The 26,924-nt window shown below is 68.5% G+C and carries 28 protein-coding genes; 12 read left to right on the forward strand and 16 right to left on the reverse strand.

Annotated features, from left to right (window positions below):
• The first annotated feature begins 98 nt into the window (after nt 1–98).
• Nucleotides 99–737, forward strand: coding sequence for a TetR family transcriptional regulator (locus WK25_RS12665; RefSeq protein ID WP_040141734.1), 639 nt, complete (start codon nt 99–101; stop codon nt 735–737).
• Nucleotides 738–858: 121 nt separating this feature from the next.
• Here the strand turns inward: WK25_RS12665 and WK25_RS12670 are convergent, their stop codons facing one another.
• Complete coding sequence (locus WK25_RS12670) at nt 859–1,524, reverse strand: cysteine hydrolase family protein (protein WP_059548599.1); 666 nt, start codon at nt 1,522–1,524, stop codon at nt 859–861.
• Nucleotides 1,525–1,678: 154 nt separating this feature from the next.
• On the opposite strand from WK25_RS12670, the gene WK25_RS12675 reads away from it, so the two are divergent.
• Nucleotides 1,679–2,680, forward strand: a complete 1,002-nt coding sequence (locus WK25_RS12675) for a helix-turn-helix domain-containing protein (RefSeq protein ID WP_069241706.1) — start codon at nt 1,679–1,681, stop codon at nt 2,678–2,680.
• A 54-nt stretch (nt 2,681–2,734) separates the two neighbouring features.
• On the opposite strand, the gene WK25_RS12680 is transcribed toward WK25_RS12675, so the two are convergent.
• From WK25_RS12680 to WK25_RS12705, 6 genes are all read right to left on the reverse strand, one after another.
• On the reverse strand, nt 2,735–3,442 hold the full coding sequence (locus WK25_RS12680; RefSeq protein WP_069241707.1) for a CoxG family protein: 708 nt from the start codon (nt 3,440–3,442) through the stop codon (nt 2,735–2,737).
• 28 nt (nt 3,443–3,470) lie between these two features.
• The gene (locus WK25_RS12685) at nt 3,471–3,830 is read right to left on the reverse strand and encodes a DUF427 domain-containing protein (RefSeq protein WP_040144786.1); all 360 of its coding nucleotides are present in this window, start codon (nt 3,828–3,830) and stop codon (nt 3,471–3,473) included.
• 134 nt (nt 3,831–3,964) lie between these two features.
• Nucleotides 3,965–4,405: a carboxypeptidase-like regulatory domain-containing protein gene (locus WK25_RS12690; protein WP_069241708.1), complete on the reverse strand. Its 441-nt coding sequence runs from the start codon at nt 4,403–4,405 to the stop codon at nt 3,965–3,967.
• 94 nt (nt 4,406–4,499) lie between these two features.
• A complete protein-coding gene (locus WK25_RS12695) occupies nt 4,500–5,984 on the reverse strand; it encodes a DegQ family serine endoprotease (RefSeq protein WP_059548603.1) in 1,485 nt (494 codons plus the stop codon).
• A gap of 140 nt (nt 5,985–6,124) precedes the next feature.
• Nucleotides 6,125–7,471 (reverse strand): ATP-binding protein, encoded by a 1,347-nt coding sequence (locus WK25_RS12700; protein ID WP_040141748.1) that lies wholly within the window; start codon nt 7,469–7,471, stop codon nt 6,125–6,127.
• Nucleotides 7,472–7,474: 3 nt separating this feature from the next.
• Complete coding sequence (locus WK25_RS12705) at nt 7,475–8,137, reverse strand: response regulator (RefSeq protein WP_040141750.1); 663 nt, start codon at nt 8,135–8,137, stop codon at nt 7,475–7,477.
• Nucleotides 8,138–8,321: 184 nt separating this feature from the next.
• Between WK25_RS12705 and dacB the strand changes: the two genes are divergently transcribed.
• The 3 genes from dacB (at nt 8,322) to WK25_RS12720 (ending at nt 12,381) form a co-directional block, all read left to right on the forward strand.
• Complete coding sequence (gene dacB, locus WK25_RS12710) at nt 8,322–9,857, forward strand: D-alanyl-D-alanine carboxypeptidase/D-alanyl-D-alanine-endopeptidase (RefSeq protein WP_069241709.1); 1,536 nt, start codon at nt 8,322–8,324, stop codon at nt 9,855–9,857.
• Between the two features lie 374 nt (nt 9,858–10,231).
• The gene (locus WK25_RS12715) at nt 10,232–11,146 is read left to right on the forward strand and encodes a sterol desaturase family protein (protein WP_069241710.1); all 915 of its coding nucleotides are present in this window, start codon (nt 10,232–10,234) and stop codon (nt 11,144–11,146) included.
• A gap of 95 nt (nt 11,147–11,241) precedes the next feature.
• A complete protein-coding gene (locus WK25_RS12720; protein ID WP_069241711.1) occupies nt 11,242–12,381 on the forward strand; it encodes an SGNH/GDSL hydrolase family protein in 1,140 nt (379 codons plus the stop codon).
• Nucleotides 12,382–12,483: 102 nt separating this feature from the next.
• On the opposite strand, the gene WK25_RS12725 is transcribed toward WK25_RS12720, so the two are convergent.
• The 6 genes from WK25_RS12725 to pyk form a co-directional block, all read right to left on the reverse strand.
• A complete protein-coding gene (locus tag WK25_RS12725) occupies nt 12,484–13,512 on the reverse strand; it encodes an L-threonylcarbamoyladenylate synthase (protein WP_040141757.1) in 1,029 nt (342 codons plus the stop codon).
• Nucleotides 13,513–13,523: 11 nt separating this feature from the next.
• Nucleotides 13,524–14,720 (reverse strand): 5-(carboxyamino)imidazole ribonucleotide synthase, encoded by a 1,197-nt coding sequence (locus tag WK25_RS12730; RefSeq protein ID WP_069241712.1) that lies wholly within the window; start codon nt 14,718–14,720, stop codon nt 13,524–13,526.
• Between the two features lie 86 nt (nt 14,721–14,806).
• Nucleotides 14,807–15,328, reverse strand: a complete 522-nt coding sequence (gene purE, locus WK25_RS12735) for a 5-(carboxyamino)imidazole ribonucleotide mutase (protein ID WP_011885906.1) — start codon at nt 15,326–15,328, stop codon at nt 14,807–14,809.
• 18 nt (nt 15,329–15,346) lie between these two features.
• Nucleotides 15,347–16,237 (reverse strand): phosphoribosylaminoimidazolesuccinocarboxamide synthase, encoded by an 891-nt coding sequence (locus WK25_RS12740; RefSeq protein ID WP_040141761.1) that lies wholly within the window; start codon nt 16,235–16,237, stop codon nt 15,347–15,349.
• Between the two features lie 231 nt (nt 16,238–16,468).
• Nucleotides 16,469–17,533, reverse strand: coding sequence for a class II fructose-bisphosphate aldolase (fba, locus tag WK25_RS12745; protein ID WP_040141763.1), 1,065 nt, complete (start codon nt 17,531–17,533; stop codon nt 16,469–16,471).
• Nucleotides 17,534–17,855: 322 nt separating this feature from the next.
• Nucleotides 17,856–19,292, reverse strand: coding sequence for a pyruvate kinase (gene pyk, locus WK25_RS12750; protein ID WP_040144787.1), 1,437 nt, complete (start codon nt 19,290–19,292; stop codon nt 17,856–17,858).
• Here pyk and WK25_RS32265 point away from each other — a divergent pair.
• Entirely contained in the window at nt 19,291–19,419 is a 129-nt protein-coding gene (locus WK25_RS32265) for a hypothetical protein (RefSeq protein ID WP_257785755.1), read from the forward strand. The genes pyk and WK25_RS32265 overlap by 2 nt on opposite strands.
• Nucleotides 19,420–19,576: 157 nt before the next feature.
• Here WK25_RS32265 and WK25_RS12755 read toward each other — a convergent pair whose 3' ends face one another.
• From WK25_RS12755 to WK25_RS12765, 3 genes are all read right to left on the reverse strand, one after another.
• Entirely contained in the window at nt 19,577–20,773 is a 1,197-nt protein-coding gene (locus WK25_RS12755; protein ID WP_040141765.1) for a phosphoglycerate kinase, read from the reverse strand.
• Nucleotides 20,774–21,053: 280 nt separating this feature from the next.
• Nucleotides 21,054–21,377, reverse strand: coding sequence for an AzlD domain-containing protein (locus tag WK25_RS12760; protein WP_040141768.1), 324 nt, complete (start codon nt 21,375–21,377; stop codon nt 21,054–21,056).
• Nucleotides 21,374–22,129 (reverse strand): AzlC family ABC transporter permease, encoded by a 756-nt coding sequence (locus tag WK25_RS12765; RefSeq protein WP_069241713.1) that lies wholly within the window; start codon nt 22,127–22,129, stop codon nt 21,374–21,376. Before WK25_RS12765 ends, WK25_RS12760 begins: the two co-directional genes overlap by 4 nt.
• 207 nt (nt 22,130–22,336) lie before the next feature.
• Here WK25_RS12765 and WK25_RS12770 point away from each other — a divergent pair, with 207 nt between their 5' ends.
• The 6 genes from WK25_RS12770 (at nt 22,337) to WK25_RS12795 (ending at nt 26,915) form a co-directional block, all read left to right on the forward strand.
• The gene (locus WK25_RS12770) at nt 22,337–23,260 is read left to right on the forward strand and encodes a branched-chain amino acid transaminase (protein WP_040141772.1); all 924 of its coding nucleotides are present in this window, start codon (nt 22,337–22,339) and stop codon (nt 23,258–23,260) included.
• Nucleotides 23,261–23,310: 50 nt separating this feature from the next.
• Nucleotides 23,311–23,505 carry a zinc-finger domain-containing protein gene (locus tag WK25_RS12775; protein WP_006749970.1) on the forward strand — a complete coding sequence of 65 codons (195 nt, stop codon included), beginning with the start codon at nt 23,311–23,313 and terminating at the stop codon, nt 23,503–23,505.
• A gap of 138 nt (nt 23,506–23,643) precedes the next feature.
• Nucleotides 23,644–24,681, forward strand: a complete 1,038-nt coding sequence (gene waaF / locus WK25_RS12780; RefSeq protein ID WP_069241714.1) for a lipopolysaccharide heptosyltransferase II — start codon at nt 23,644–23,646, stop codon at nt 24,679–24,681.
• Between the two features lie 115 nt (nt 24,682–24,796).
• Entirely contained in the window at nt 24,797–25,243 is a 447-nt protein-coding gene (locus WK25_RS12785; protein ID WP_040141776.1) for a nuclear transport factor 2 family protein, read from the forward strand.
• Nucleotides 25,244–25,276: 33 nt separating this feature from the next.
• On the forward strand, nt 25,277–26,314 hold the full coding sequence (locus WK25_RS12790; protein ID WP_069241715.1) for a hydrolase: 1,038 nt from the start codon (nt 25,277–25,279) through the stop codon (nt 26,312–26,314).
• A complete protein-coding gene (locus WK25_RS12795; protein ID WP_069241716.1) occupies nt 26,307–26,915 on the forward strand; it encodes a DUF2946 family protein in 609 nt (202 codons plus the stop codon). The genes WK25_RS12790 and WK25_RS12795 overlap by 8 nt, the downstream gene beginning before the upstream one ends.
• Nucleotides 26,916–26,924 lie beyond the last annotated feature (9 nt).

Raw genomic sequence — 26,924 nt, forward strand, 5'->3', positions numbered from 1 at the left:
TACGAATTATTACCAATCGCAAGCATAGCGGCTCGGCGCGGCGGCGGCGAGCGTTACAGACCCATATTCACCGACGATCGATCCATTCAGGCCTGCACATGGTCAGACGCACCAAGGAGGAGGCGCTCGAGACGCGCAACCGCATTCTCGACGCCGCCGAGCACGTGTTCTTCGAGAAGGGCGTGTCGCACACGTCGCTCGCGGACATCGCGCAGCATGCCGGCGTGACGCGCGGCGCGATCTACTGGCATTTCGCGAACAAGAGCGAATTGTTCGATGCGATGTTCGACCGCGTGTTCCTGCCGATCGACGAGCTCAAGCGCACGCCGCTCGACGCGCCCGGCGGCAATCCGCTCGAGAAGATCCGCAAGATCCTGATCTGGTGCCTGCTCGGCGTGCAGCGCGACTCGCAGTTGCGGCGCGTGTTCAGCATCCTGTTCATGAAATGCGAATACGTCGCGGACATGGAGCCGCTGCTGCAACGCAATCGCGCGGGCATGAGCGAAGCGCTGCACGCGATCGACGCCGATCTCGCGGCGGCCGTGCAGCTCAAGCTGCTGCCCGAGCGGCTCGACACGTGGCGCGCGACGCTGATGCTGCACACGCTCGTCAGCGGCTTCGTGCGCGACATGCTGATGCTGCCGGACGAGATCGACGCCGAGCAGCACGCGGAGCAGCTCGTCGACGGTTGCTTCGACATGATGCGTTACAGCCCTGCGATGCTGAAAGCGGGCTGACGGGCCAGCGCGCCGCCGACGCCGCCGCGTGCGGTTTCATCGCCGGCGGCCGGATGGACCGGCCGCACGCGGTCGATGCGCCACCCGATCGAATTCTTGACCTTCCCGCCGCGCGCGTCCGTCACGCCGCCTTCGCGCGCCCGGCGCGGGCCCGCCGGTTCGACGCGGCGACGGAATCGCGCGCCGGCATCGCCGCGCCGCCGATGCCGGCGATCCACGCATCGGTCGACATCACCGCCGCGAAGTTCGACTGGAACACCACCGAGTACGCTCGGTGAATCTCCTCGGCGCTCGCCGCTCCTGCTTCGTTCTCGTACGGCACCGCGCCGGTCGCATCCGCGAGGTACTCGACGGTCAGCCCGGCATGCACCGCGTGATACACCGTCGACGCATTGCAGTTGTGCGTCATGTAGCCGGCGACGGCGAGCGTGTCGATTTCGTGCGCATCGAGCCACGCGGCGAGATCGGTGCCGGCGAACGCGCTGGCCTGCGCCTTCACGATCAGGTGCGCATGGGGCCTGCCGGCAACGACCGGGTGCAACGCGACACCGTCCGTCCCGGGCGCGAAGATCGGCGCACCGGCCGGCGCGACGTGCTGCACGACGATCACCGGCACGCCGGCCGCATGCGCGGCGTCGATCGCGCGGCCAATGTTCGCGAGCGATGCGTCGACCGGCGGATATTCGACAGGCAGGCCGCCCGTGACGTACTCGTTCTGCACGTCGATGACGATCAGTGCACGGCGGGAAGCGGAAACGGCAGAAGACGACGACACGGCATTCGACATGGCAGGACTCCCGGTTGGACTGCGCCGCCCCGCTCCGGAGCGGAACGGACAGCGGCGCGATGCGATGCATTGTCGGATCGCACCGCGCATGCGGACAGTGGCCCGATAGCCAATATTCGATAGAATCGGGCCATCACCATGCCCGAGTCCGCCCATGCGCGTCACCGCGTCGTCCGCCGCCCTCGCCCCGACCATCGTCGCCGTGATCGCATACGACGGTATCAGCCCGTTCCATTTGTCGGTGCCGTCCGTCGTGTTCGGCAAGGAGCGCGACGCCGCGGCCACGCCCGCGTTCGATTTCCGCGTCTGTTCGGCCGAGCGCGGCCCGCTGTCGACCACGGGCGGATTCACGATCACCGCGCCGTACGGGCTCGACGCGCTCGACGACGCGGACATCGTCATCGTGCCGGCATGGCGCGACCCGGACGAAGCGCCGCCGGCCGCGATGGTCGACGCGGTGCGCACGGCGGCCGCGCGCGGCGCGCAGGTCGTCGGCCTGTGCCTCGGCGCTTACGTGCTCGCAGCGGCCGGGTTGCTCGACGGACGTCCGGCCACGACGCACTGGGCGTGGGCCGACGATTTCGCGCAGCGGTTTCCGCGTGTGAAGCTCGACCCCGACGTGCTGTACGTCGACGACGGCAACCTGATGACATCGGCCGGCACGGCCGCGGGGCTCGACTGCTGCCTGCACGTCGTGCGGCGGCGCTTCGGCTCGGACGCCGCAAACCGGATCGCGCGCCGCCTCGTGATCCCGCCGCACCGCCAGGGCGGTCAGGCGCAATACGTGCCGCAGCCGGTCGCCGCGCATCCGCGCGACGCCCGGCTGGCGGGGCTGCTCGACTGGGTGCGCGCGCATCTCGACGTCGCGCACAGCGTGGATTCGCTCGCCGGGCGCGTGCTGATGAGCCGGCGCACCTTCACGCGGCACTTCCGCCAGGCGACGGGCACCACCGTGACCGCATGGCTGCAGGCCGAGCGGCTCACGCGCGCACAGCATCTGCTGGAGACCACCGGACAATCGATCGACGCGATCGCGCAGGCGGCCGGCTATGGGTCGAGCGTGTCGCTGCGCCAGCATTTCGCGAGCGCACTCGGCACGTCGCCGTCGGCTTATCGGAAGGAATTTCGCGGCGCCGGGCCCGACGCATTGCGCTGACGGCCGGCGCGCAGATGGCCGGCTCGCAGACAACGCGCGAGCGGCCGCGGATGCTCAGGCGCCGTTGATCCAGCGCGCCGCGTACAGCAGCAGCGCGACGAACACGACGATCGCCGCCCACGCCCAGCCGGACAGCGGACCGGATTCGCGATGATGCACGACGCTCGCGGCCCGGCCGCTCAGCGCGCCGCCGAGATGCGGCAGCGGACGCTTCGCCGCGGCCATCAGCGACGCGGGACGCAGGAACACGTGCTGCCGGCGCGGCGCATTCGTCCGCGCGCGGTTTGGCACGAGACCGTGCTTCGCCTGCACGACCGCGCTGAATTCGCGGAAGAAATCGTCGGTCCATTCACGCAGCGCATTTTCGATCTGTCGCGCCGGCAGTTCGGCGAGCGGCCCGCTCGCCGTCGCCCACACCACGTAGTCGATGCGCGTCGCCTCGGCGTCGCCTTGTTCACGCAGCAGCACGAGTTCGACCTGGCCGCGCAGAGCGCCCAGACCATCGGCCCGAGCCTTGAAGTTCAGCAGGCGGCGCGGCAGCCCTTGCGCATCGCCCTGTTCGCCCGCCGAATGGGCACGCACGTCGTAGCGCGCGCGCAGCGGGCCGAGCGGCACCGTGATCGTCAGCGCGAATTCCCCGTGCGCGAGCTTCTCGAACGACTCGCAATGATCGAAGCTCGCGCGCAGCAGTGCGAGATCCTCCAGCGCCTCGCGCACGACGGCCGGCGCGAGCGGTACGCGCAACGTGTCGTTCAGTTCCATGACGCCTCCCCGATGAACGCGCGCCGCATCAGGACGTCTCGACGAGACTGTCGATCCGTGCGGCATCGAAGGCAACGTAGTGCGCGAGCGCGGCCGCCGCCTCCGCCGGTTCTTCATAACTCCATGCGGCGTTCTCGATCACGCCGTCTTCGGTCTGCAGGTCGAAGTAGACGGCCTGCCCCCTCAGCGGACACGCCGTCGTGACGCTCGACTTCACGAGCCTGCGCATGTTGACGTCGCCGCGCGGCAGATAATGAATGTCCGGCAGGCCCGCCTCGCGCACCGTCAGCGCGCCGTGCGAGTCGGCATACGTGATGCCGCGATGGATCACGCGCACGCGATGGCGGTTCGGCACGATTTCGAGGCGAGGGTCGGCGGCATCGGACATCGTTTCTCCTCCGGGCAGCGCCGGCGGGCACACCGGGCGCGGAAACGAAAAAGCCACGGCACGAAGCCGTGGCTCTCATTATGGGCGAAAGTTAATCCGATTGCGCTACCCGCCGCGGGCCTACGCACGGTGCGTTACTGGGCGCTCCACTGGAACGCGGCCTTCGCGCCGCCCTTCGCGCCGACGGTGACCGCGCGCGTCTCGTCGCTGCCCTGATACGACGCGTGCACCGTGTAGCGCCCCGGCGGCAGCTTCACGAGCATGTACGGCCCGCGCGCATCGGTCTTCAGCAATTCGCTACCCTTGCCGTCGACGATCCGCACATGGACGTCCGCGAGATATTCACCGCCCTTGCCGGTGAAGCGCAGCGCCAGCGGCCATGCCGCTTCGTTGCGCTCGAACGCCGTCGACTGATCCTTGCCGATGCCGCCTGACACAAAGCTGACATCGCCCTGCTGGCTCGCTTCGGGCAAGCCGTCTGACGATTGCGCGTACGCGGCCGGCACGGCGACCGCCAGGCCGGCGGCCAGTGCCGCCGCGGCGGCAAATCGGGACACGTTGCGTAGATATTGCATGGCTCTCTCCTTTCGGGTCGGAACACAACATCTCGGCGCCGAACGCCGGCGGCGCCCGCGTGGGCCGGCCGGGCCGGCCCGTTGCGGCCGCCGGTCAGCTCAGGTCGACCGGCACGAAGATCTGTGCATTATCGCGCTGGATCAAAAGAGCAAGACTGTTGCCCGCTCCCTTGACCGCCTCGCGCAACTGCTCGGGGCTCGTGACCGGACGGCCGTTCACCGCGAGAATCACGTCGCCCGGCTGGATGCCCGCGCTGGCGGCCGGGCCGCCGGCCTGCTGCACGATCAGCCCGTGCGACAGATTCGTTGCGCTGCGCTCCTGAGGCGTCAGCGGTCGCACCGCGACACCGAGGCGCCCCTGCTCGACGGGGCCGCCGTCGTTCGACGCCACCTTCGCGTCGCTCATCGCGCCGAGCGTCACGCTGATCGACTTCTTCGCCTTGTCGCGCCACACCTGCAGTTCGGCCTTCGAGCCCGGCTTCAGGTTTGCGATCTGCGCGGGCAGCGACGTCGAATCGGCGACCGGCGAGCCGTTGACTGCAAGGATCACATCGCCCGGCTGCAGGCCGGCCTTCGCGGCCGGGCCGTTCGGATCGACCGAGCTGACGAGCGCGCCGTCGGGCTTCTGCAGACCGAACGAACTCGCGAGCGTCTGGTTCAGCCCCTGCACGGCGACGCCGAGGCGGCCGCGGCTCACGTGGCCCGTCTTCACGAGCTCGTCCTTGACCTTGATCGCCTCGTTGATCGGAATCGCGAACGACAAGCCCTGGAAGCCGCCCGTCTGCGAGTAGATCATCGAGTTGATGCCGATCACCTCGCCCTGCAGGTTGAACAGCGGGCCGCCCGAGTTGCCGGGGTTCACCGGCACGTCGGTCTGGATGAACGGCGTGTAATTCTCGTCGGGCAGCGAGCGCGACTTCGCGCTGATGATGCCCGACGTGACGGTATTGTCGAAGCCGTACGGCGAACCGATCGCGACGACCCACTGGCCGACCTTGCTCTGCGCCGGATCGCCGATCTTCACCGTCGGCAAGCCGCTCGCGTCGATCTTCAGCACCGCGACGTCGGACTGCTTGTCGGAGCCGACGACCTTCGCCTTGTATTCGCGCTTGTCGGTCAGCTTCACCGTGACGACGTTCGCACCGTCGATCACGTGCGCGTTGGTGAGGATGTAACCGTCGGAGCTGACGATGAATCCCGAACCGAGGCTCGCGCTCGGCTGGTCGTCCGGCTGCGCGTCGCCGCCCATTCCCGGCACCTGACCGTAGAAGTGCTTGAAGAACTGGTAGAACGGATCGCTCGGATCCATCGGCAGCTGCGGCTGCTGCACGCGCCGCGACACCTGCTTCACGACGTGCTTCGCGCTGATGTTCACGACCGCCGGGCCGTAGGTTTCGACCAGCCCGGAGAAATCGGGGATACCGGTCTTCGCCGCGGCTTCGGCCGGCATCAGCGCGGCAGCCTGCGCAGGCGTGATGATCTGCGGATCGGCATGGCGGGTACCCGCGACATAACCGGCGGACAGCGCGGCCGCCACGGCGACCGCGACGGCGCCGCGCGCAAGGAATCGGGTGTTCATCGTAGGACCTCCTCTTTGTTAGGTCGCAGCGTAACGACCCTGACTTAAAGGAGGCTTAATCGGCCTTAAGCGGGGCTTAAGCCGCTGCCGGAGCGGCAGCTCACGCCGATTCGGACGCTTGCGGCGCCGACTGCGGCAGCTCACGCCGATTCGGACGCTTGCGGCGCCGGCTGCGGCATCTCCGCGTCGCGGAACACGACGCTAACGAGCAGCCCGCCCGCGGCTGCGTCGCCGAGCGACACCGTCGCGCCCTGCTGCGCCGCGACTCGCTTGACGATCGCGAGCCCGAGTCCGCTGCCCGACACGTCGGCGCGCGCGCGTGCTGAGCTGTCGCGGTAGAACCGGTCGAACACGCGCTCGCGCTCGTCGGGCGGGATGCCGGGCCCGCTGTCGGCAATCTGCACGCATGCGCGGCCGGCCGCATCGCGCGTCAGCGACACGTCGATGCGCCCGCCGTCCGGCGTGTATTTCACCGCGTTGTCGAGCAGGTTGCCGAACATCACGCGCAGCGCGCTGATGTCCGCGCTGACGGTCGCCGCGCGCGCCTCCTCGAAGCCGAGGTCGATGCCGCGCCGCTGCGCGAGCGGCGCGTGCGCGGCCACGCATTCGGCGAGCAGCGCGTGCAGGTCGACCGGCTCGCGCACGGTCGCGCCGTCGGGCTCCGCGCGCGCGAGCGCGAGCAGCTGTTCGGTGAGGCGCGTCGCGCGCGTGACGCCGTCCTGCAGATCCGCGACCGCCTCGCGGCGCGATGCGTCGTCCTTCGCGCGTGCGACGAGCTGCGCCTGGATCTGCACGGCCGCGAGCGGCGTGCGCAGTTCGTGCGCGGCATCGGCGACGAACGCCTTCTGCGTATCGAGGGCCGCCGACAAGCGCGCGAGCAGCCCGTTCAGCGCGCGCACGAGCGGCTGCACCTCGAGCGGCAGCCGCGCGTCGGGCAGCGGATCGAGCGCTTCCGGGCGGCGCGCCTCGACCGCGCGCGTCACGCGGCCGAGCGGCGCGAGCCCGCGACCGACGATCATCCAGACTGCCGCGCCGAGGAACGGCAGCAGCACGATCAGCGGCCACAGCGTGCGCAGCGCGACGTTTGCGGCGAGCCGGTTGCGCACCGACAGAGGCTGCGCGAGCTGCACGACGTTGTCGCCGACGATCGCGCCGTACACGCGCCATTCGCCGCGATCGGTGCGCTCGGTCGAAAAGCCGAGTTCCGCGCGCGGCGCGATCGGCGCGCGCGGATGCGAGAAGTACATCAGCACACCGTTGCGGTTCCAGATCTGGATCACGATGCCTTCGTCGCCGTTGGTGCGCGAGCCGAACACCTGCGAGAACGGTTCCGACGGCAGCGCCGCGGCGATTTCCTGCAACTGGTAGTCGAACAGTTCGTTCGCTTCGGCGAGCGCCTGCCGGTAGATCAGCCAGCCCGCGGCGCACACGCCCGCGACGACGATCGCGAGCAGCCAGACCAGCAATTGATGACGAATCGACCTCACGCGTCAGCTTTCCTTGACGACCATGTAGCCGAGCCCGCGCACGTTGCGGATCAGGTCCGACCCGAGCTTCTTGCGCAGCGCGTGAATGTAGACCTCCACGGTGTTGCTGCCGATCTCCTCGCCCCAGCCGTACATCTTCTCCTCGAGCTGGCTCTTGGACAGCACCGCGCCCGGCCGCGCGAGCAGCGCCTCGAGCAGCGCGAATTCGCGCGCGGACAGCGCGACGGGCGCGCCGTCGAGCGTCACCTGGTGCGACGCCGGGTCGAGCGTCAACGCGCCGTGGCGGATCAGCGACTCGCTGCGGCCGGCCTGGCGGCGGATCAGCGCGCGCATCCGCGCGCCGAGCTCGTCGAGGTCGAACGGCTTGACCAGGTAGTCGTCGGCGCCCGCGTCGAGGCCCTTCACGCGATCGGCCACCGCGTCGCGCGCCGTGACGATCAGCACCGGCAGCGACAACCCGCGCGCGCGCAGCGTGCGCAGCACGTCGATGCCGTCGCGCTTCGGCAGGCCAAGGTCGAGCAGCAGCAGGTCGTACGTTTCGCCGCCGAGCGCCGTGAGCGCGGCGTCGCCGTCCTGCACCCAGTCGACCGCGAAGCCGTCGGCGCGCAGCGCCTTGCGCACGCCCTCGGCAATCATTCGATCGTCTTCAACTAGCAGAATCCGCATCGGAACCGGAACCCATGGGACGAGTGAAACATGGCGACCATTGTAGCGCCGCGAATCCCGGGTGCTCCCTGCAATGCAACAGAAAGGCAGTTTGCGGCGGCCGTGCGCGCAGTTGTCTCTACAATGTGCGCTCCGGCGCCGCGCGCGCCCTGCCCCCGACCCTGCGCTTTTCCCGTATTCGCACATGCCGATTTCCGCTCTTTCCGCCCGCTTCGTCCCGCGTGCCCGCGTCTGCCTGCGCGCGGCCGCCGTCGTCGCCACCTGCACGGCCCTCGCATTCGCGCCGCCCGCGCAGGCTCGCAAGAAATCCCACAAGGAAGCACGCAAGACAGCGATCGTGTCGCCCGCCGCGCGCGCCGCCGGCCTGCCCGCGTCTGTGCTCGTCGCGCTGCAGCGCGCGAAGGTGCCGGCTTCGGCGATGAGCGTGGTCGTCGAGCGCGTCGGCGATCCCGAGCCGCTCATTGCATGGAACGCGAGCCGGCCGATGCTGCCGGCGTCGACGATGAAGCTCGTCACGACCTATTCGGGCCTGTCGATGCTCGGCCCCGACTTCCGCTGGCGCACCACCGCATATGCGGACGGTCCGGTCGACCCGGACGGCACCCTGCAGGGCAACCTGTACATCAAGGGCACCGGCGATCCGAAGCTCGTGCCCGAGGAACTGATCGACCTCGTCGACAAGCTGCGCAAGGCGGGCGTCAAACGCGTGGCCGGCGGCCTCGTGCTGGACAAGACTTATTTCGCCGCATCGACGCGCGACCTGCCGTCGTTCGACGACGACGTGAGCGCGCCGTACAACGTCGGCCCCGATCCGCTGCTGTACGCGTTCAAGGCCGTCTCGTTCACGGTCACGCCCGGCGACGACGGCAAGGTTGCCGTCGACATGCTGCCGCCGCTCGCGAACCTGTCGATCGACAATCAGCTCGTCGAAGGCACGGGCTCGTGCGGCGCGGCCGCCGCGGCCGCACGTCCGACGCTGTCCGCGGGCAACGGCGGGATCGTGACCGCCTCGTTCGCCGGCGACTATCCGTTGCGCTGCGGCTCGCACACGACCAACCTCGCGATCCTCGATCACACGACGTTCTTCGCGCGCGGCTTCCTCGCGCTGTGGCAGCAGGACGGCGGCACGATCGCGGGCCCGGTCACCGAAGGCAAGGTGCCAAGCGCCGCGCGGCCGCTCGCCGTGCACCACAGTCCGGTGCTCGGCAGCATCGTCTACGACATCAACAAGTTCAGCAACAACGTGATGGCGCGCAACCTGTTTCTGACGATCGGCGCGGTCGCCGGCAAGCCGCCCGCGACACCCGAGCAGTCGAGCCGCGCGATTCACGCGTTCCTGCAGAAAAGCGGCATCGCGATGCCCGACCTCGAACTCGACAACGGCTCTGGCCTGTCGCGCGACGAGCACGTGAGCGCGCTGTCGCTCGCCGCGCTGCTGCAGGCGGCGAACGCGAGCCCGGTCGCGCAGGCGTTCATCGATTCGCTGCCGATCGCCGGCATCGACGGCACCATGAAGAACCGCCTGACCAACGCGGGCGTGCTCGGCAACGCGCACATCAAGACCGGCACGCTGCGCGACGTGCGCGCGATCGCGGGCTACGTGGCCGGCGCCGACGGCCAGAGCTACGTCGTCGTCAGCTTCATCAACGACGATCATGCGGAAGCCGCGCGCGCCGCGCACGACACGCTGCTCGAATGGGTCTACGCGGGCGCACGCTGACCCCGCATACGCGACGACGCGGCAGCATGCCGCCGCTCGCGATCGCGTTGCGGCGTCCGTTGGCCGGCATCGGATGCCCGGCGCGTAGCGGAACGGCGGTCGCGGCCCCGCCATCGAATTCACCGTTCGCCGTTTGAAACGGCCAGCTGCTGCGGTGCGCCGCGCGCTGCCCGTCGTCCGCGCCCGCAAACAGGGCCACACCGCCCGGCCACGCGCCGCGCGGCTTCCGTAGAAACCCTGTCCTCAGAGGGAACCCTCTACGCTGCCCCCTCGCCTAGTGCGTGGCGATTGCGTAGGCTGTTGGCCTGACCGATATCTACAACGGGCCGCACGCCCGGCCTCACGGCTTGCAGGGGAAAGGAGGAGACACGTCCATGCGATTCGACGTCGAATTGCTTCTGCTCGCGCTGGCGCCCGTCTTCCTGCTGTGCATCGCGTGGGAAGCCTGGCACCTCGCGCGCACGCGTGCGCAGGATCACGTCTATGCGTGGCGCGACACGCTGTGCAATGCGGCGCTCGCGCTGATGCACCAGGGCGCCGACAAGCTCGCGTGGCTGTTCGTGATCCCCGTTTATGCGTACTGCTACGCACATTTCCGGCTGTTCACGTGGCACGACGGCTGGCTGTCGTTCGCGGTGCTGTTCGTCGGCCAGGATTTGCTCTATTACGTGTTCCATCGCGCGATCCATCGCGTGCGCTGGCTGTGGGCCGCGCACGTCGTACACCACTCGTCCGAGCGGATGAATTTCTCGACCGCGTTCCGGCAGAGCCTGATGTATCCGGTCGCCGGCATGTGGGTGTTCTGGCTTCCGCTTGCGCTGCTCGGCTTTCCGCCGCAGCAGATCGTCGGCGTGGTGCTGATCAATCTCGCGTTCCAGTTCTTCGTGCACACGCAGGCGATCGGCAAGCTCGGCTGGCTCGAATACGTGTTCAACACGCCGTCGATTCATCGCGCGCACCACGCCCGCAACCCGCGCTATATCGACCGCAATTACGCGGGCGTGCTCGTGATCTGGGATCGGCTGTTCGGCAGCTTCGTCGAGGAAGCGTCCGACGATCCGCCGCGATACGGGATCGTCGAGCCGCTCGGCTCGAACAATCCGCTCGTCGCGACGTTTCACGAGTGGGTGTCGATGGCGGCCGACGCGATCCGCGTGCGCGGATGGCGCAACAAGCTGCGCGCGATTTTCGGCCCGCCCGAATGGGCGAGCGCTTATCATGCGCAGATCGCCGAGGCCGCGAATCACGATCCGCGCACCGCGCCGCTTGCGGCCGTGCGCGACCAATAAACCGCTTCAGCCAACGGCCGCCGCGCAGTCCGAACCTGAGCGGGCACGCGGCAGATGCACAACACATCGGGCCATATCTACGAGGAGATCCATCGATGCAGACGCAACAATCCACTCCGTCGCGCAGCCGCCAACGCCTGCTGCGCACCGCGCAGGTCGCGATCGCCGGCGCTGCGCTCGCGCTGCTCGCCGCATGCGGCGGCGGTGACGACAACAACAGCAGCAGTGCATCGAATACGCCGCCGTCCGGCGTGAAGATGCAGATCGTGTCGTTCGGCGACAGCCTGTCGGATGTCGGCACCTACTCGCAGATCAAGCTCGGCTTCGGCGGCGGCCGCTTCACGACCAATCCGGGCCAGGTGTGGACGCAGGACGTCGCGCAGTACTACGGCGACACGCTGCAGCCCGCGAACCAGGGCGGCTTCGGCATTCCGCTGCAGGCGACCGGCGGGCTCGGCTATGCGCAGGGAGGCTCGCGCGTGACGTTGCAGCCGGGCATCGGCCACGCGGACGCGAGCGTCGCGAACTCGGACTACGCACAAGCGACGACGACGCCGATCGCCGACCAGGTCAAACAGTACCTGTCGCAGCACGGCAGCTTCAACGCCGGCCAGATCGTGCTGATCAACGGCGGCGCGAACGACATCTTCTATCAGGCGCAGGTCGCGCAGGCGCAAGGCAACACGCCGGCCGCGCAACTCGCGGCCGCGCAGGCTATCGGCCTTGCCGCGCAGCAGCTCGGCGGCATCGTCCAGCAGATCGTCGCGGCCGGCGCGACGCACGTGTTCGTCGCGAACGTGCCGGATATCGGCGGCACGCCGCTCGCGCTGCAAGGCGGCACGCAGGCAGTGTTCACGCAATTGTCGGGCCTCTTCAACCAGACGCTGGTCGGCACGCTGGCCGCGCTGAAGGTCGACGCGACGAAGTACGCGGTAATCGATTCGTTCACGTGGCAGGACGGCATCGCGGCCAACTATCAGGCGAACGGCTTCAGCGTGAAGAACACCGATACGGCGTGCAACCTGAAGGCGATGGTCCAGGCCGCGACGCAGTACGGCGTCGCGAATGCGACCGCGTTCGGTTCGTCGCTGTTCTGCTCGCCGCAGACGTACACGGTCGCGAATGCAGACCAGACCTACATGTTCGCCGATACGGTGCACCCGACCACGCGCCTGCACGCGCTGTTCGCGCAGTACGTCGAACAGCAGATCGCGAAGTCCGGCGTCGGCAAGTAAGCCGCCGGCCACGCGCCCAAAACGAAAACGCCTGACCGGTTCGCGCCGGTCAGGCGTTTTCGTTTGCGGGAGCGATGCGAAGGGCTGCGAACGGCTGCTGCGTCAGTCGCGCGCTTCGAACGCCGCGGCCGCGCGGCCGAGACGGTCGTTGACGGCGATCCATTCGATGGTCTCCGGCAGCTTCTCGACGAGAATGCGTGCGACCTGCGCACGGTCGAGCGCGCGCAGCATCCCGTACAGGTCGCGCGCATAGGCCTGCGGATCTTCCGGCGCCGCGACGAAATGCACGCCGTCGGCCTGCGCCCAGCGCCCTGCTCGCGATGCGCGTGCGACGAGCGCGACGCGTTCGCCGTCGACCTGCGCAGCCGCGAGCAGCGGCTCGAGCGCGTCGAACGGCAGGAGCGCGAGCGGCGTGCGCGGCGCGTAATGCGCCTTCAGCGTGCCGGATGCGCGCGGCGCGGTCGCGTCGCTGCCGTCCGGCAGACGCGGCGCGCGGCCGAGCACGTCGGCAATCTGCTGCGGCGTCACGTGGCCGGGCCGCAGCAGCGCGGGGAAGCCGCGCGACAGGTCGAGAATCGTCGATTCGATGCCGACTTCGGACGCGCCGCCGTCGAGCACGTGCACCGTGTCGCCGAATTCGTCGCGCACGTGCTGCGCAGTGGTCGGACTCACGTGACCGAAGCGGTTCGCGGACGGCGCCGCCACTCCGCCGTGGCCGCTGCGCCGCGCGCTGAACGCGGCCAGCAGCGCTTGCGCGACCGGATGCGACGGGCAGCGCAAGCCGACCGAATCCTGACCGCCGCTGACCGCATCGGGAATGCGCGCATGGCGTTTCAGGATCAGCGTGAGCGGCCCCGGCCAGAATGCATCGATCAGCGCGCGCGCATCGGCCGGCAGGTCGTCGGCCCAGTAGCCGGGATCGCCGCCCGGCGGCAGATGCACGATCACCGGATGGTTCGCCGGACGCCCTTTGGCCGCGTAGATGCGCGCGACGGCTTCGGGGTTCGCCGCATCGCCGCCGAGCCCGTACACGGTTTCGGTCGGAAACGCGACGAGCTGGCCCGCGTCGAGCAGCGCGGCGGCCGCGTCGATCTGCGCGGGCGTCACCGGGTTCGGAAGATCGATCGACATCGGCTGCCGCCTCAGTCGAGCGGCACGCGCAGCAGTTGCGCGCACGCGTTGGCGGCAGCGACGGCGCCGTCGCGCGTCTCGGCCGTGAAATTCACGTGGCCCATCTTGCGGCCGACGCGCGCTTCTTCCTTGCCGTACAGGTGCAGGTGTGCGGCCGGCATCGCGGCGACCGTGTCCCACGGCGGCGTGACGGGGTCGGCCTCGGCCCCATTCGGAAACCATACGTCGCCGAGGATGTTCAGCATCGCGGCGGGCGAATGCTGGCGCGGGTTGCCAAGCGGCATGCGCGTCATCGCGCGCACCTGCTGCTCGAACTGGCTGGTCGCGCACGCATCGACCGTATAGTGGCCGGAGTTGTGCGGGCGCGGCGCCATTTCGTTCGCAACGAACGAGCCGTCTTCCAGCACGAAGAATTCGACGCACAGCACGCCGACGTAGCCGAGCGTATCGGCGATCCGGACCGCTGCCCGCTGCGCCTCCTCGACGCGCGCCGCATCGGCGGCCGGCGCCGGCACGACGGTCAGCGCCAGGATGCCGTTGTGGTGCACGTTCTGCGCGAGCGGGAATGCGGCCGAGCGGCCATCGACGCCGCGCGCGATCAGCGCGGACACTTCGTACTTCAGCGGCAGGCGCTTTTCGAGCACGCAAGGCACGCCGCCAAGCGCCGCATGCGCATCGCGCGCTTCCTGCGCGGTGTTCACTCGCACCTGGCCCTTGCCGTCGTAGCCGAGCCGCGCCGTCTTCAGAATGCCCGGCAGCACCGCGACCAGCGCCGCATCGTCGAGCGCGGCGAGCGCAGCCGCCGATTCGATCACCACATGCGGCGCGACCGGCACGCCGGACGCCTCGATGAAGCGCTTCTCCGCGATCCGGTCTTGCGCGACCGCGACGCAGCGGCCGGCCGGCGCGACGAAGGTGGTGCGCGCGAGGAAATCGAGGCTCGCGGCCGGCACGTTCTCGAATTCCGTCGACACGGCGTCGCACAACCCGGCGAGTTCCGCGAGCGCGGCTTCGTCGTCATAGGCCGCGCGCAGGTGGCGGTCGGCGACCGCGCCCGCGGGGCTCGCCGGATCGGGATCGAGCACCGCGACGCGATAGCCCATCGACTGGGCGGCAAAGCAGAACATGCGGCCGAGCTGGCCGCCGCCGACCATGCCCAGCCACGCGCCGGGCAGGATCGGGGAAACGGAATCAGGAGTTGCGGTCATGTCAGTGGTCGGTTGCGGCGGGTACGGCCCGCCGCAGTAGGAAGATCAGGCGGCCGCCCGAAGCGCGCAGCGGCCGCGGTGCGCCGTCATGCGAGCGGCGGCAGCACCATCGCATGCGCGGCTTCGTTCTGGCGCACACGGAACGCGGCGAGGCGGTTCGCGTAGTCGACCGACGTGCCGGACAGGATCGACACCGCGAACAGTGCCGCATTCGCGGCGCCGGCCTCGCCGATCGCGAACGTCGCGACCGGCACGCCCTTCGGCATCTGCACGATCGAGTGCAGCGAATCGACGCCCTTCAGGTACTTGCTCGCGACCGGCACGCCGAGCACCGGCACGGTCGTCTTCGCGGCCAGCATGCCGGGCAGGTGCGCGGCACCGCCGGCGCCCGCGATGATCGCGCGCAGCCCGCGCTCGCGCGCCTTCTCTGCATAGTCGAACATCTCGTCGGGCATCCGGTGCGCGGACACGACCTTCGCTTCGTACGGCACGCCGAATTCCTGCAGGATCGCGACCGCGTTCTTCATTACGTCCCAGTCGGAACTCGAACCCATCAGCACGCCGACGAGCGGCGCGCTGTGCGTGTGGGCAGTCTGGACTTCAGTCATTTTCGTGCGTTCCTTCGCTCAGGCGAGCGGCTGGCCGGTGATGCGCTCGAGCGCCTCCTGGTACTTCGCGGCCGTCTTCTCGACGACGTCGGCCGGCAGCGCCGGCGCCGGCGCGGTCTTGCCCCACGGCTGCGCCTCGAGCCAGTCGCGCACGAACTGCTTGTCGAACGACGGCGGGTTGGTGCCGACCTGGTACTGGTCGGCCGGCCAGAAGCGCGACGAGTCCGCCGTCAGCACTTCGTCCATCAGGTACAGCTTGCCGTGGTTGTCGAGGCCGAACTCGAACTTCGTGTCGGCGATGATGATGCCGCGCGTCGCCGCGTAGTCGGCTGCTTCCTTGTACAGCCTGATCGAGATGTCGCGGATCGTCGCGGCCAGCTCGGTGCCGATGCGGCGCTCGGTTTCCTCGAACGTGATGTTCTCGTCGTGCTCGCCCAGCTCGGCCTTCGCGGCCGGCGTGAAGATCGGCTCGGGCAGCTTCTGCGCATTCTGCAAGCCTTCCGGCAGCTGCACGCCGCACACCGCGCCCGACGCCTGGTATTCCTTCCAGCCGCTGCCGGCCAGGTAGCCGCGCACGACCGCTTCGATCATGATCGGCTCGAGGCGCTTGACGACGGCCGCGCGACCCTTGACCTGCTCGACTTCGTCAGCCGCGACGACCGATTCCGGCGCGTCGCCGGTCAGGTGGTTCGGCACGATGTGCGCGAGCTTGTCGAACCAGAAATTGGCCATCTGGTTCAGCACGCGGCCCTTGTTCGGAATCGGCTCGCCCATGATCACGTCGAATGCCGACAGGCGATCCGTCGTGACGATCAGGAGCTTGTCGTTGCCGACCGCGTAGTTGTCGCGGACCTTGCCGCGACCGAGGAGCGGCAGCGAGCGGAGCGTGGATTCGTAAAGGGTAGACATCGTCTTTTCGCAGATAAGGAGCCAAACAAAAAGGGAAACGCCGTTCCCCGCGGCAGGCGGGAACGGCGGTCTTGCAATGCGTCGGCGAACCGGCGGGCGCTCGCGCCCGCGGCTGCCGGCCGGCCCTTGTTCGGCCGGTCGAAATGGCTGTCAGGGCCGGATCGGATCCGGCGCCGGGGCAGCCTGCCCCGGACCGGCGGCGAAACCGGGCGGGGCAATCGTACTACAGTCTCAGCGCACGACCTGCGCGAGCGCGCCGGACTTGTACTGTTCGGCGATCTTCTCGAGCGCGACCGGCTTGATCTTCGCGGCCTGGCCTTCGCAGCCGAATGCAAGGTAGCGGTCGACGCACACCTTCTTCGCCGCTTCGCGCGCGGGCTTCAGGTAATCGCGCGGATCGAACTTGCCCGGGTTCTCGAACAGGTAGCGGCGGATCGCGCCGGTGATCGCAAGACGCAGGTCGGTGTCGATGTTGATCTTGCGCACGCCGTGCTTGATGCCTTCCTGGATTTCCTCGACCGGCACGCCGTAGGTTTCCTTCATGTCGCCGCCGAATTCGCGGATCTCGGCCAGCAGCTCCTGCGGCACCGACGACGAACCGTGCATCACCAGGTGCGTGTTCGGAATGCGCGCGTGGATTTCCTTGATGCGCTGGATCGACAGGATGTCGCCCGTCGGCTTCTTCGTGAACTTGTACGCGCCGTGCGACGTGCCGATCGCGATCGCGAGCGCGTCGCACTGCGTGAGCTTGACGAAGTCGGCTGCCTGCTCCGGATCGGTCAGCAGCTGCTCGCGGGTCATCGTGCCTTCCGCGCCGTGGCCGTCTTCCTTGTCGCCCTTCATCGTCTCGAGCGAGCCGAGCACGCCGAGTTCGGCCTCGACCGTCACGCCGATCGAGTGCGCCATCTCGACGACCTTGCGCGACACGTCGACGTTGTATTCGTACGAGGCGACCGTCTTGCCGTCCGCTTCGAGCGAACCGTCCATCATCACGCTCGTGAAGCCGCTGCGGATCGCGGCCATGCAGACCGCCGGCGACTGGCCGTGGTCCTGGTGCATCACGACCGGGATGTGCGGATACGACTCGACCGCCGCTTCGATCAGGTGGCGCAGGAACGGCTCGCCCGCATACTTACGCGCGCCGGCCGATGCCTGCATGATCACGGGCGCGCCGACCTGGTCCGCCGCCGCCATGATCGCCTGGACCTGCTCCAGGTTGTTCACGTTGAAGGCCGGCAGGCCGTAACCGTGCTCTGCCGCGTGGTCCAGCAATTGACGCATTGATACGAGAGGCATTGTGGAACTCCTTGGAATGAAAACCGGTGCGCCCTGACGCCGGCCCGGCGCTCGCTCCGGGCTGACCCGGGACGGCACGGCGCGGCTGAGCGTCGAATAGCCGCATTTTATCGCGAAGCGCCTCCGTTTCCGACCGCCCGGGGGCGCGCGCTCGCAATTTGTTACCTTCGCACGGCACAATCCGGCCAAAAAACAGAAAAAAAGCCGCGCGGGGCATCGGACCCCGCGCGGCTTTGGATCAAAAAAAGGTGCCGGATCGACTCGGGCAGCGGTGCGGCCGGTCGTCGGACCGGCCCGTGCCCGCCGTCACCCGGGCCCAATCTCAGTAATGTTCGCCGACCCGCACGATCTTCAGCGTGTTGGTGCCGCCCGCCTGCCCCATCGGCTCGCCGACGGTTAGCACGACCATGTCGCCGTGCTGCACGTAGCCCTGCTTGACGACGATCTCGAGCGCCGCCTGCAGCGCCGAGTCGCGGTCGCTGTTGAAGTCGACGTGCAGCGGGGTCACGTTGCGGTACAGCGCCATCGTGCGTTCGCTGCCGACACGCGGCGTCAGCGCGAAGATCGGCACGTGCGTGTAGTGGCGCGACATCCACAGCGCGGTCGCACCCGATTCGGTCAGCGCGACGATCGCCTTCGCGCCGAGGTGGTACGCGGTAAACAGCGCGCCCATCGCGATCGACTGGTCGATGCGCGTGAACGTGCGGTCGAGGAAATCCTTGTCGAGCTCGACGTGCTCGGACTTTTCCGCCTCGACGCACACGGCCGCCATCGTCTCGATCGTGACGACCGGGTACTTGCCGGCGGCCGTCTCGGCCGACAGCATCACCGCGTCGGTGCCGTCGAGCACCGCGTTCGCGACGTCCGACACTTCCGCGCGCGTCGGCACGGGCGCGTAGATCATCGATTCCATCATCTGCGTCGCGGTGATCACGAGCTTGTTCGACTCGCGCGCCATCCGGATCATCCGCTTCTGCAGCGCCGGCACGGCCGCGTTGCCGACTTCCACCGCGAGGTCGCCGCGCGCGACCATGATGCCGTCGGACGCGTCGAGGATGCTTTGCAGCGCCGGGATCGCTTCCGCACGCTCGATTTTCGCAATCATCTTCGGCTTGATGCCGTACGGCGCGCCTGCGATGTTCGCGAGCTGGCGCGCCATTTCCATGTCGGTCGCGTTCTTCGGGAACGACACCGCGACCAGATCCGCGCCGAGCGACATCGCAGTGCGGATGTCCTCCATGTCCTTCGCGGTCAGCGCGGGCGCCGACAGGCCGCCGCCCTGGCGGTTGATCCCCTTGTTGTTGGACAGTTCGCCGCCCACCTTGACGATCGTGTGGATCTCGTCGCCGAGCACGCGCTCGACGGTCAGCACGATCAGGCCATCGTTCAGCAGCAGCAGATCGCCCGGCTTCAGGTCGCGCGGCAGCTCCTTGTAGTCGAGGCCGACGCGCTCGTCGTTGCCGAGCTCGCAGCCCGCGTCGAGGATGAACGGCTGGCCGGGCGCCAGCGTGGTCTTGCCGTTCTCGAACTTGCCGACGCGAATCTTCGGACCCTGGAGGTCGGCCATGATCGCGATCTCGCGGCCGACCTTGCGGGCGGCCTCGCGCACCATCTCGGCGCGCTGGCGGTGATCGTCGGCCGTGCCGTGCGAAAAATTGAGCCGCACGACGTCGAGGCCCGCCTGCATCATCTGCAGCAGAATCTCCGGCGAACTGGAGGCCGGGCCGATCGTGGCGACTATCTTGGTGGCGCGCTGCATGAAACTCCTCTTCTGGATCAAGGTGGATGCGCTGGGTGAAACGCTGCGAGAGCCGGAATCGGCGGGCCCAGCGGCGGCCGTTCCGGGGGGCGTGCCGGTGCTTGCGCCCGGCATCGCTTTGTTCTGAATCTCGTGGTGCTGCACGACCGCGTCGCCGGCGGCCGCCGGTGCGCGCGGGGCCGAGTTCGCCTGCGCGGGCGCGCGCGTGCGCTTGCCCGCGCCGGCCGGCTGCTCCGCTTTCGCGGAGCGCGCGGCCCTCGCTACCCCTGCGCGCGCCGCCACGCTCAGGCCGCCCGCGTTTCGAGCACTTCCACCGCCGGCAGCTTCTTCCCTTCGAGGAACTCGAGGAAGGCGCCGCCGCCCGTCGAGATGTAGCTGACCTGGTCGTGGATGCCGTACTTCGCGATGGCCGCAAGCGTGTCGCCGCCGCCCGCGATCGAGAACGCGGACGATTTCGCGATCGCTTCGGCGAGCGTCTTGGTGCCGTTGCCGAACTGGTCGAACTCGAATACGCCGACCGGGCCGTTCCACACGATCGTGCCGGCCTTCTCGAGCTGGCTCGCGAGTGCGCGCGCCGTATCCGGGCCGATGTCGAGGATCATGTCGTCCGCTTCGATGTCGGCGACCTGCTTCACCGTGGCCGCGGCCGTCGGCGAGAATTCCTTCGCGGTGACCACGTCGGTCGGGATCGGCACCGACGCGCCGCGCTCGCGCGCTTCGTCGATGATCGCCTTCGCCTCGGCGACGAGATCGGCTTCCGCGAGCGACTTGCCGATCGACAGGCCGGCCGCCAGCATGAACGTGTTCGCGATGCCGCCCCCGACGATCAGCTGATCGACCTTGCCGGCGAGCGACTTCAGGATCGTCAGCTTGGTCGACACCTTCGAACCGGCGACGATCGCGACGAGCGGACGCGCCGGGTTGCCGAGCGCCTTGCCGAGCGCGTCGAGTTCCGCAGCAAGCAGCGGGCCCGCGCATGCGACGGGCGCGTACTTCGCGATCCCGTGGGTGGTCGCTTCAGCACGGTGCGCGGTGCCGAACGCGTCGTTCACGTATACGTCGCAGAGCTTCGCCATCTTCTGCGCGAGCTCGTCGGAATTCTTCTTCTCGCCCTTGTTCACGCGGCAGTTCTCGAGCAGCACGACCTGGCCCGGCGCGACGTTCACACCGTTCTCGACCCAGTTCGCGACGAGCGGCACGTCGCGGCCGAGCAGTTCGCCGAGGCGCTTCGCGACCGGCGCGAGCGAGTCTTCCGGCTTGAATTCGCCTTCGGTCGGACGGCCGAGGTGCGACGTGACCATCACGGCCGCGCCGGCGTCGAGCGCGGCCTTGATGGCCGGCACGGACGCGCGCACCCGCGTGTCTTCGGTGATGTTGCCGTGATCGTCCTGCGGGACGTTCAGGTCGGCGCGGATGAACACCCGCTTGCCGGCGAGCTGGCCGGCGGCGATCAGGTCGGTAAGACGCTTGACTTGGCTCATGTTGAACAGATTGAAGTAGTGGATGGGGAAAGGGGGTTCACGCTGGACGTGCGCGGGCTGCCGCGAAAGGGCGCCGGATGCGGCCGTGGCTGGCGGTTCGCATGACGCGCACGGGTAAAAATCTCGAACGGGCATTCTAGCCGATCCATCCGGCAGACTGACCCGTGCGGCGGCGAATTCCGCCTATTTGGGATCGCGTGTGTGCGCCGACCGGTTGCTGCACTGCAGCAGCACACGCCGCTGAACGCGCACGCGTACGGGCGGCAGCAACGACCGCCGGTCAGGAGGCCAGGCGCAAGACGGTAAAGACGACCATGCCGATCACGATCGTGCCCAGCATGCTGCGTCGCCACAGATACCAGCCCAGGCCCGCGAGCGCCGCGTAGAACGGATGGTTGGACAGCGCGAACGACAGCCCGGCCGGCGTTTCGAGCACGTCCGGCAGCACGACCGCAACGAGCGCGGCAGCCGGCGCATAGCGCAGCGCGCGTTGCGCACGCTCGGGCAGCACCGTGCGTTCGCCGCCGAGCAGGAACAGCGCCCGCGTGACGGCCGTGACGATCGTCATCCCGGCGATGACGATCCAGATGTCGGTCGCGCTCAATCGATTTCCTTTTCGTGCACGGTTTCGGTCCTGATGCGTCGCCAGTCGGCACGTTCGACGAAAAAGTCGGCGGTGCAGCCGGCCGCGAGCGCAGCCAGCACCGCGATCGGCAGCGCGAGCCGGTAAGGCAGGTCGAATGCGATCAGCGACACGATGCCCGCGACCGCCACGGCCGCGAGCGTCGAGCGGTTCGCGACCGCCGACACCATGATCGGGATCAGCGCGAGCGTGCCGGCCAGCCCCAGCCCCCAGCGCGCGGGAAAAACGCTCGCGAGCAGGATGCCGGCGAGCGACGACACCTGCCAGGACGCCCAGCTCGCGAGCGCCATCCCCCAGAAGTACGCCTCCTTGCCCGGCACGTGCCCGTATGCGAAGCCCTGCTTCTGGAACAGCAGGTAGATCACGTCGCCGTTGAAATAGCCGATCGCGAGGCGCCGCCACAGCGGGAGGTAGGAAAAATGGGGGGCAAGCCCGGCACTGAAGATCACGAAGCGCAGGTTGACCATCGCGGCCGTGAGCAGGATCGTCCAGACCGGCAGCTTCGCGACGAGGAGCGGCAGCACCGCAAGCTGCGACGAGCCCGCGTAGACGAAGATCGACATCGCGCTCGCCTGCCCGAGGGTCATCACTGACTTGCTCATCGCGATGCCGGTGACGAGGCCCCAGGACAGGATCGCCATCAGCGTGGGCGAATAGTCGCGGGCGCCCTGGAGCAGCGCGAAGCGGTCGGTGGCGGACAATCGAGCGAGCATGGGAGAGCGGGCCGCAGCGGGCGGTTCGTCCGGGCGCCGGCGTCTCCTGCCGGCAAGGCCCGTCGTTATTGGAATCGGTACCGGCCGATTATAGCCCCGGGCCTGTGCCGACCGACCGGATCGACGCCAAATGACGCTAAAATAAGCGTCTTTCCGGCTCAACGCTGCACAGAACCCGCAGCACCTCACCGCTTCCAGGAGAATCCTATGTCAATGGCCGACCGCGACGGCAAGATCTGGATGGACGGCAAGCTGATCGACTGGCGCGACGCCAAGATCCACGTCCTGACCCATACGCTGCACTACGGCATGGGCGTCTTCGAGGGCGTGCGCGCGTACAAGACGGCCGACGGCAGCACCGCGATCTTCCGCCTGCCGGAGCACACCAAACGTCTGCTGAATTCGGCGAAGATCTTCCAGATGGACGTGCCGTTCGACCACGAAACGCTCGCAGCCGCTCAGCTCGAAGTCGTGCGCGAGAACAAGCTCGAGTCCTGCTACCTGCGCCCGATCATCTGGGTCGGCTCGGAAAAACTCGGGGTGTCGGCGAAGGGCAACACGATCCACGTCGCGATCGCCGCGTGGCCGTGGGGCGCGTACCTCGGCGAGGACGGCCTCGCGAAGGGCATCCGCGTGAAGACGTCGTCGTTCACGCGCCACCACGTGAACGTGTCGATGGTGCGGGCGAAGGCGTCGGGCTGGTACGTGAACTCGATCCTCGCGAACCAGGAAGCAACCGCCGACGGCTACGACGAAGCGCTGCTGCTCGACGTCGACGGCTATGTGTCGGAAGGCTCGGGCGAGAACTTCTTCCTCGTGAACAACGGCAAGCTGTACACGCCCGATCTGTCGTCGTGCCTCGACGGCATCACGCGCGACACCGTCATTACGCTCGCGAAAGACGCCGGCATCGAGGTGATCGAGAAGCGCATCACGCGCGACGAGGTCTACACGGCCGACGAAGCGTTCTTCACGGGCACGGCCGCCGAGGTCACGCCGATCCGCGAGCTCGACAACCGCACGATCGGCAGCGGCGCGCGCGGCCCGGTCACGGAAAAGCTCCAGTCGGCGTTTTTCGATATCGTGTCGGGCAAGAACGCGAAGTACGCGCACTGGCTGACCAAGGTCTGAGCGCGCCGCGCGACCGACCGCCCCACAAAAGAGTGATAAGAGAAAGTCTCATGAGTGAAATCAAGGAAATGCCGCTGGTCGAACTGACGGCCAAGGATCTTCCCGCCTACTGCCCGAATCCGGCCATGGCGCGCTGGAGCGCGCACCCGCGCGTGTTCATCGACGTCTCGCACGGCGAGGCGCGCTGCCCGTACTGCGGCACGCGCTACAAGCTGCGCGACGGCGAGGTGGTCAAGGGCCACTGAGCCCCGATCCGGGCCTGCGGGCCCGCCGCACGCGAGGCGGCGCAGCCGGAGGCCCGGCGCGCCGCCCTTTTCCTGTTCTGACAACCCGAACGCGGCGCCTGCGCGCCGCGCTTCATTACGACATCGGAAGTCGACCTGATGCGTCGAGCGCTGGTTATCGCACCGAACTGGATCGGTGACGCATTGATGGCGCAGCCGCTTTTTGCGCTGCTGAAGAAGCTCCATCCCCGCATCGCGATCGATGCCGTCGCACCCACGTGGGTCGCGCCGGTGCTCGAGCGGATGCCCGAGATCCACGATGTCTACGCGACCGACCTCGCGCACGGCAAGCTGCAACTGCTGCGCCGCTGGCAGCTCGCGAGCGACCTGCGCGACGTCGGCTACGACGCGGCGTACGTGCTGCCGAATTCGCTGAAGTCCGCGGTCATCCCGTGGCTCGCGAACATCCCGCTGCGGATCGGCTACACCGGCGAGCACCGCTACGGCCTGCTCAACGTGCGCCACGTGAACCCCGACAAGTCGGCCGAGCGGCCGCCGATGACGACGCACTACGCAGCGCTCGCGTACGCGCCGGGTGCGAAGCTGCCCGAGTCGATGAAGACGCTGCCGGCGCCGCGCCTCGACGCGGACCTGAACGAGACGGCGCGCGTGTCCGCGCGTTTCAATCTCGATACGAGAAAGCCGCTCGTCGTATTCTGCCCCGGCGCGGAATACGGCCCGGCCAAACGCTGGCCGCCCGAGCATTTCGCGACGCTCGCGACAATCGTTCACCAGTCGTTCCCGTACACGCAGATCATCGCGCTCGGCTCGCAGAAGGACGCGGCCGCCGCGCAGGCGATCGCCGACCATGCGCCGAACGTGCGCAACCTGTGCGGGCAGACGTCGCTGTCCGAGGCATGTGCGCTGATCGCGCGCGCGAACGCGGTCGTGACCAACGATTCGGGGCTGATGCATGTGGCCGCCGCGCTGCGCCGGCCGCTCGTCGCGCTGTACGGCTCGACGGATCCGCGCCACACCCCTCCGCTGTCGGAGCTGGCGAAGGTACAATGGTTGCATCTCGAATGCAGTCCCTGCTTCGAACGCGAGTGCCCGCTCGGCCATCTGAACTGCCTGCGCGAACTCGGGCCCGAGCAGGTATTCGGCGATTTGCGCGGCATGCTCGTCGGGCAGCGCTGACCCTGGCCGGCGGCGTCGCACGATGCGCCGGGCAATCCGATTCACCGGTGTACGGCGGCCCCACCCGGGCCGCCGTGCTGAATACGGCGCGCGACGCGCGCGAGAGACAACCCCGATGCCACGCTTTGCCCGCCTTTTCGAAGCCGCTGCCGATACGCTGAACGCCTACTACCAGGCCGTCGCCGATGCCAATCTCGACGCGCTGCTGGGGTTGTGGATCGACGAGGACTTCGCCAGCTGCGTGTGGGCCGACGGCGAGCATCTGCACGGCCTCGACCAGATCCGCAGCGGGCTCGGCAATCGCCTCGCGACGCGCCCGGTGACGATCGAACCGCTCGACATCCGCGTATACGATAGCCTCGGCACCGTCGTGTACACGATCGCCGAAGCGCATCAGCAGGCCGACCTGACGGCCGAACCCGACATGGTTTTCGCTACGTACGTGATGATCCACGAGCGCGGCGAGTGGCGGATCGCGCACATCCACGCGAGTCCGATTCCCGAACAGGCGGCCGGACAATTCGCCGCGAAGATCCGTCACGGGCAGGGTCCGCTGCACTGACGAAGAACGAAGCAACGCATTAGCGGGGCGATCATGAGTACGGCTTCTCCGCCCACCTCGCCGCTGAGCGGGGCCCCGGCCCCCGACGACGATTCATTGCGCTATCGCGCACCGCGCTGGCTGCCGAACAGCCATGTGCAAACCATCGTGCCCGCGCTGTTCGCGCGACGACCGACCGTCGCGTACCGACGAGAGCGATGGGAAACCCCCGACCACGACTTCATCGATCTCGACTGGGTCGCGCATCTCGACAGCGCAGCGCCGCCGCCCGACGCGCCGTTGTTCGTGCTGTTCCACGGACTCGAAGGCAGCTCCGCGTCGCACTATGCGCTCGCGATGATGTCGGCCGCGCGCACGAATGGCTGGCATGCGGTTGTCCCGCACTTTCGCAGTTGCAGCGGCGAGCTCAATCGGCAGCCGCGTTTCTACCATCTCGCCGACAGTGCCGAGGTCGACTGGATCCTTCGCCGGCTCGCCGCACAGCATCGCGGGCCGATCGTCGCGGCCGGCGTCTCGCTCGGCGGCAACGTGCTGCTGCGCTGGCTCGGCGAGCACCGCAGCGACACGTCGATCGTGCACGCCGCCGCCGCGATCTCGACGCCGATCGACGTGCATGCCGGCGGCCGCGCACTGTCGCAGGGCTTTGCGATGGTGTACACGCGCAGCTTCCTGAAGACGCTGAAACGCAAGGGGCTCGCGAAGCTCGAGCAGTACCCGGGGCTGTTCGACCGCGACGCGATGCTGCGGGCCGTGACGATGCGCGACTTCGACGAAGTCGTAACCGCACCGCTGCACGGCTTCGCGAACGCCGACGATTACTGGACCCAGGCGACGACGCGCCCGTTGCTGCGTGCAATCGACGTGCCCACGCTGATCCTCAACGCCCGCAACGATCCGTTTTTGCCCGAATCGGCGCTGCCGAGCGCCGCCGACGTGTCACCGGCCGTCGAACTGGATCAGCCCGCCCATGGCGGCCACGCGGGATTCATGACCGGTCCGTTCCCGGGCCGCCTCGACTGGCTGTCGGCGCGGGTGTTCGGCTACTGCTCGAAATTCGTCGACCATGGATGACATCGTCAGGCAGGCCATCGCCAAGTGGCCGAACGTTCCGCACTGCACCGGGTGGCTGCTGCTCGACCGGCGCGGCGAATGGCGGCTGCGCGACGACGCCGCGCAGGCCGCCGGCGAACTCGGCTCGCCGATCCGGCATGCGGCGCTGAACGCGTTCATCGCACGCAACTACGAGTGCGATGCGCAGGGCCAGTGGTTCTTCCAGAACGGCCCGCAGCGCGTGTACGTCGAACTCGCGTATACGCCATGGATCGTGCGCCTGGCCGAGCATGACGGGCAGCTCGCGTTGACGGACCAAACCGGCGCGCCGTTCGAACCGGAAGCTGCGTGGCTCGACGACGCGGGCGGCGTGCTGTTTCGCGCGGCCGGCACACCGCCGCGCATCGCCGCGCTGCACGACCACGACCTCGGCCTGTTCGCCGATCACGCGGACTTCGACGCGACACCGCCGGTGCTGCGCTGGCGCGACGGGCACGCGCTGCCGCTCGGTACCGTCGCGTGTGCCGACGTGCCCGCAACCTTCGGCTTCGTCGCGAGCCCCGCGCGCCGCGCGCATTGCGATCGCGATGCGTCGGCCGACGGCAGCAGCGGCGAATGCTGAACGCACAAC

Source organism: Burkholderia latens, assembly GCF_001718795.1.
In the GTDB taxonomy this organism is placed as follows: domain Bacteria; phylum Pseudomonadota; class Gammaproteobacteria; order Burkholderiales; family Burkholderiaceae; genus Burkholderia; species Burkholderia latens_A.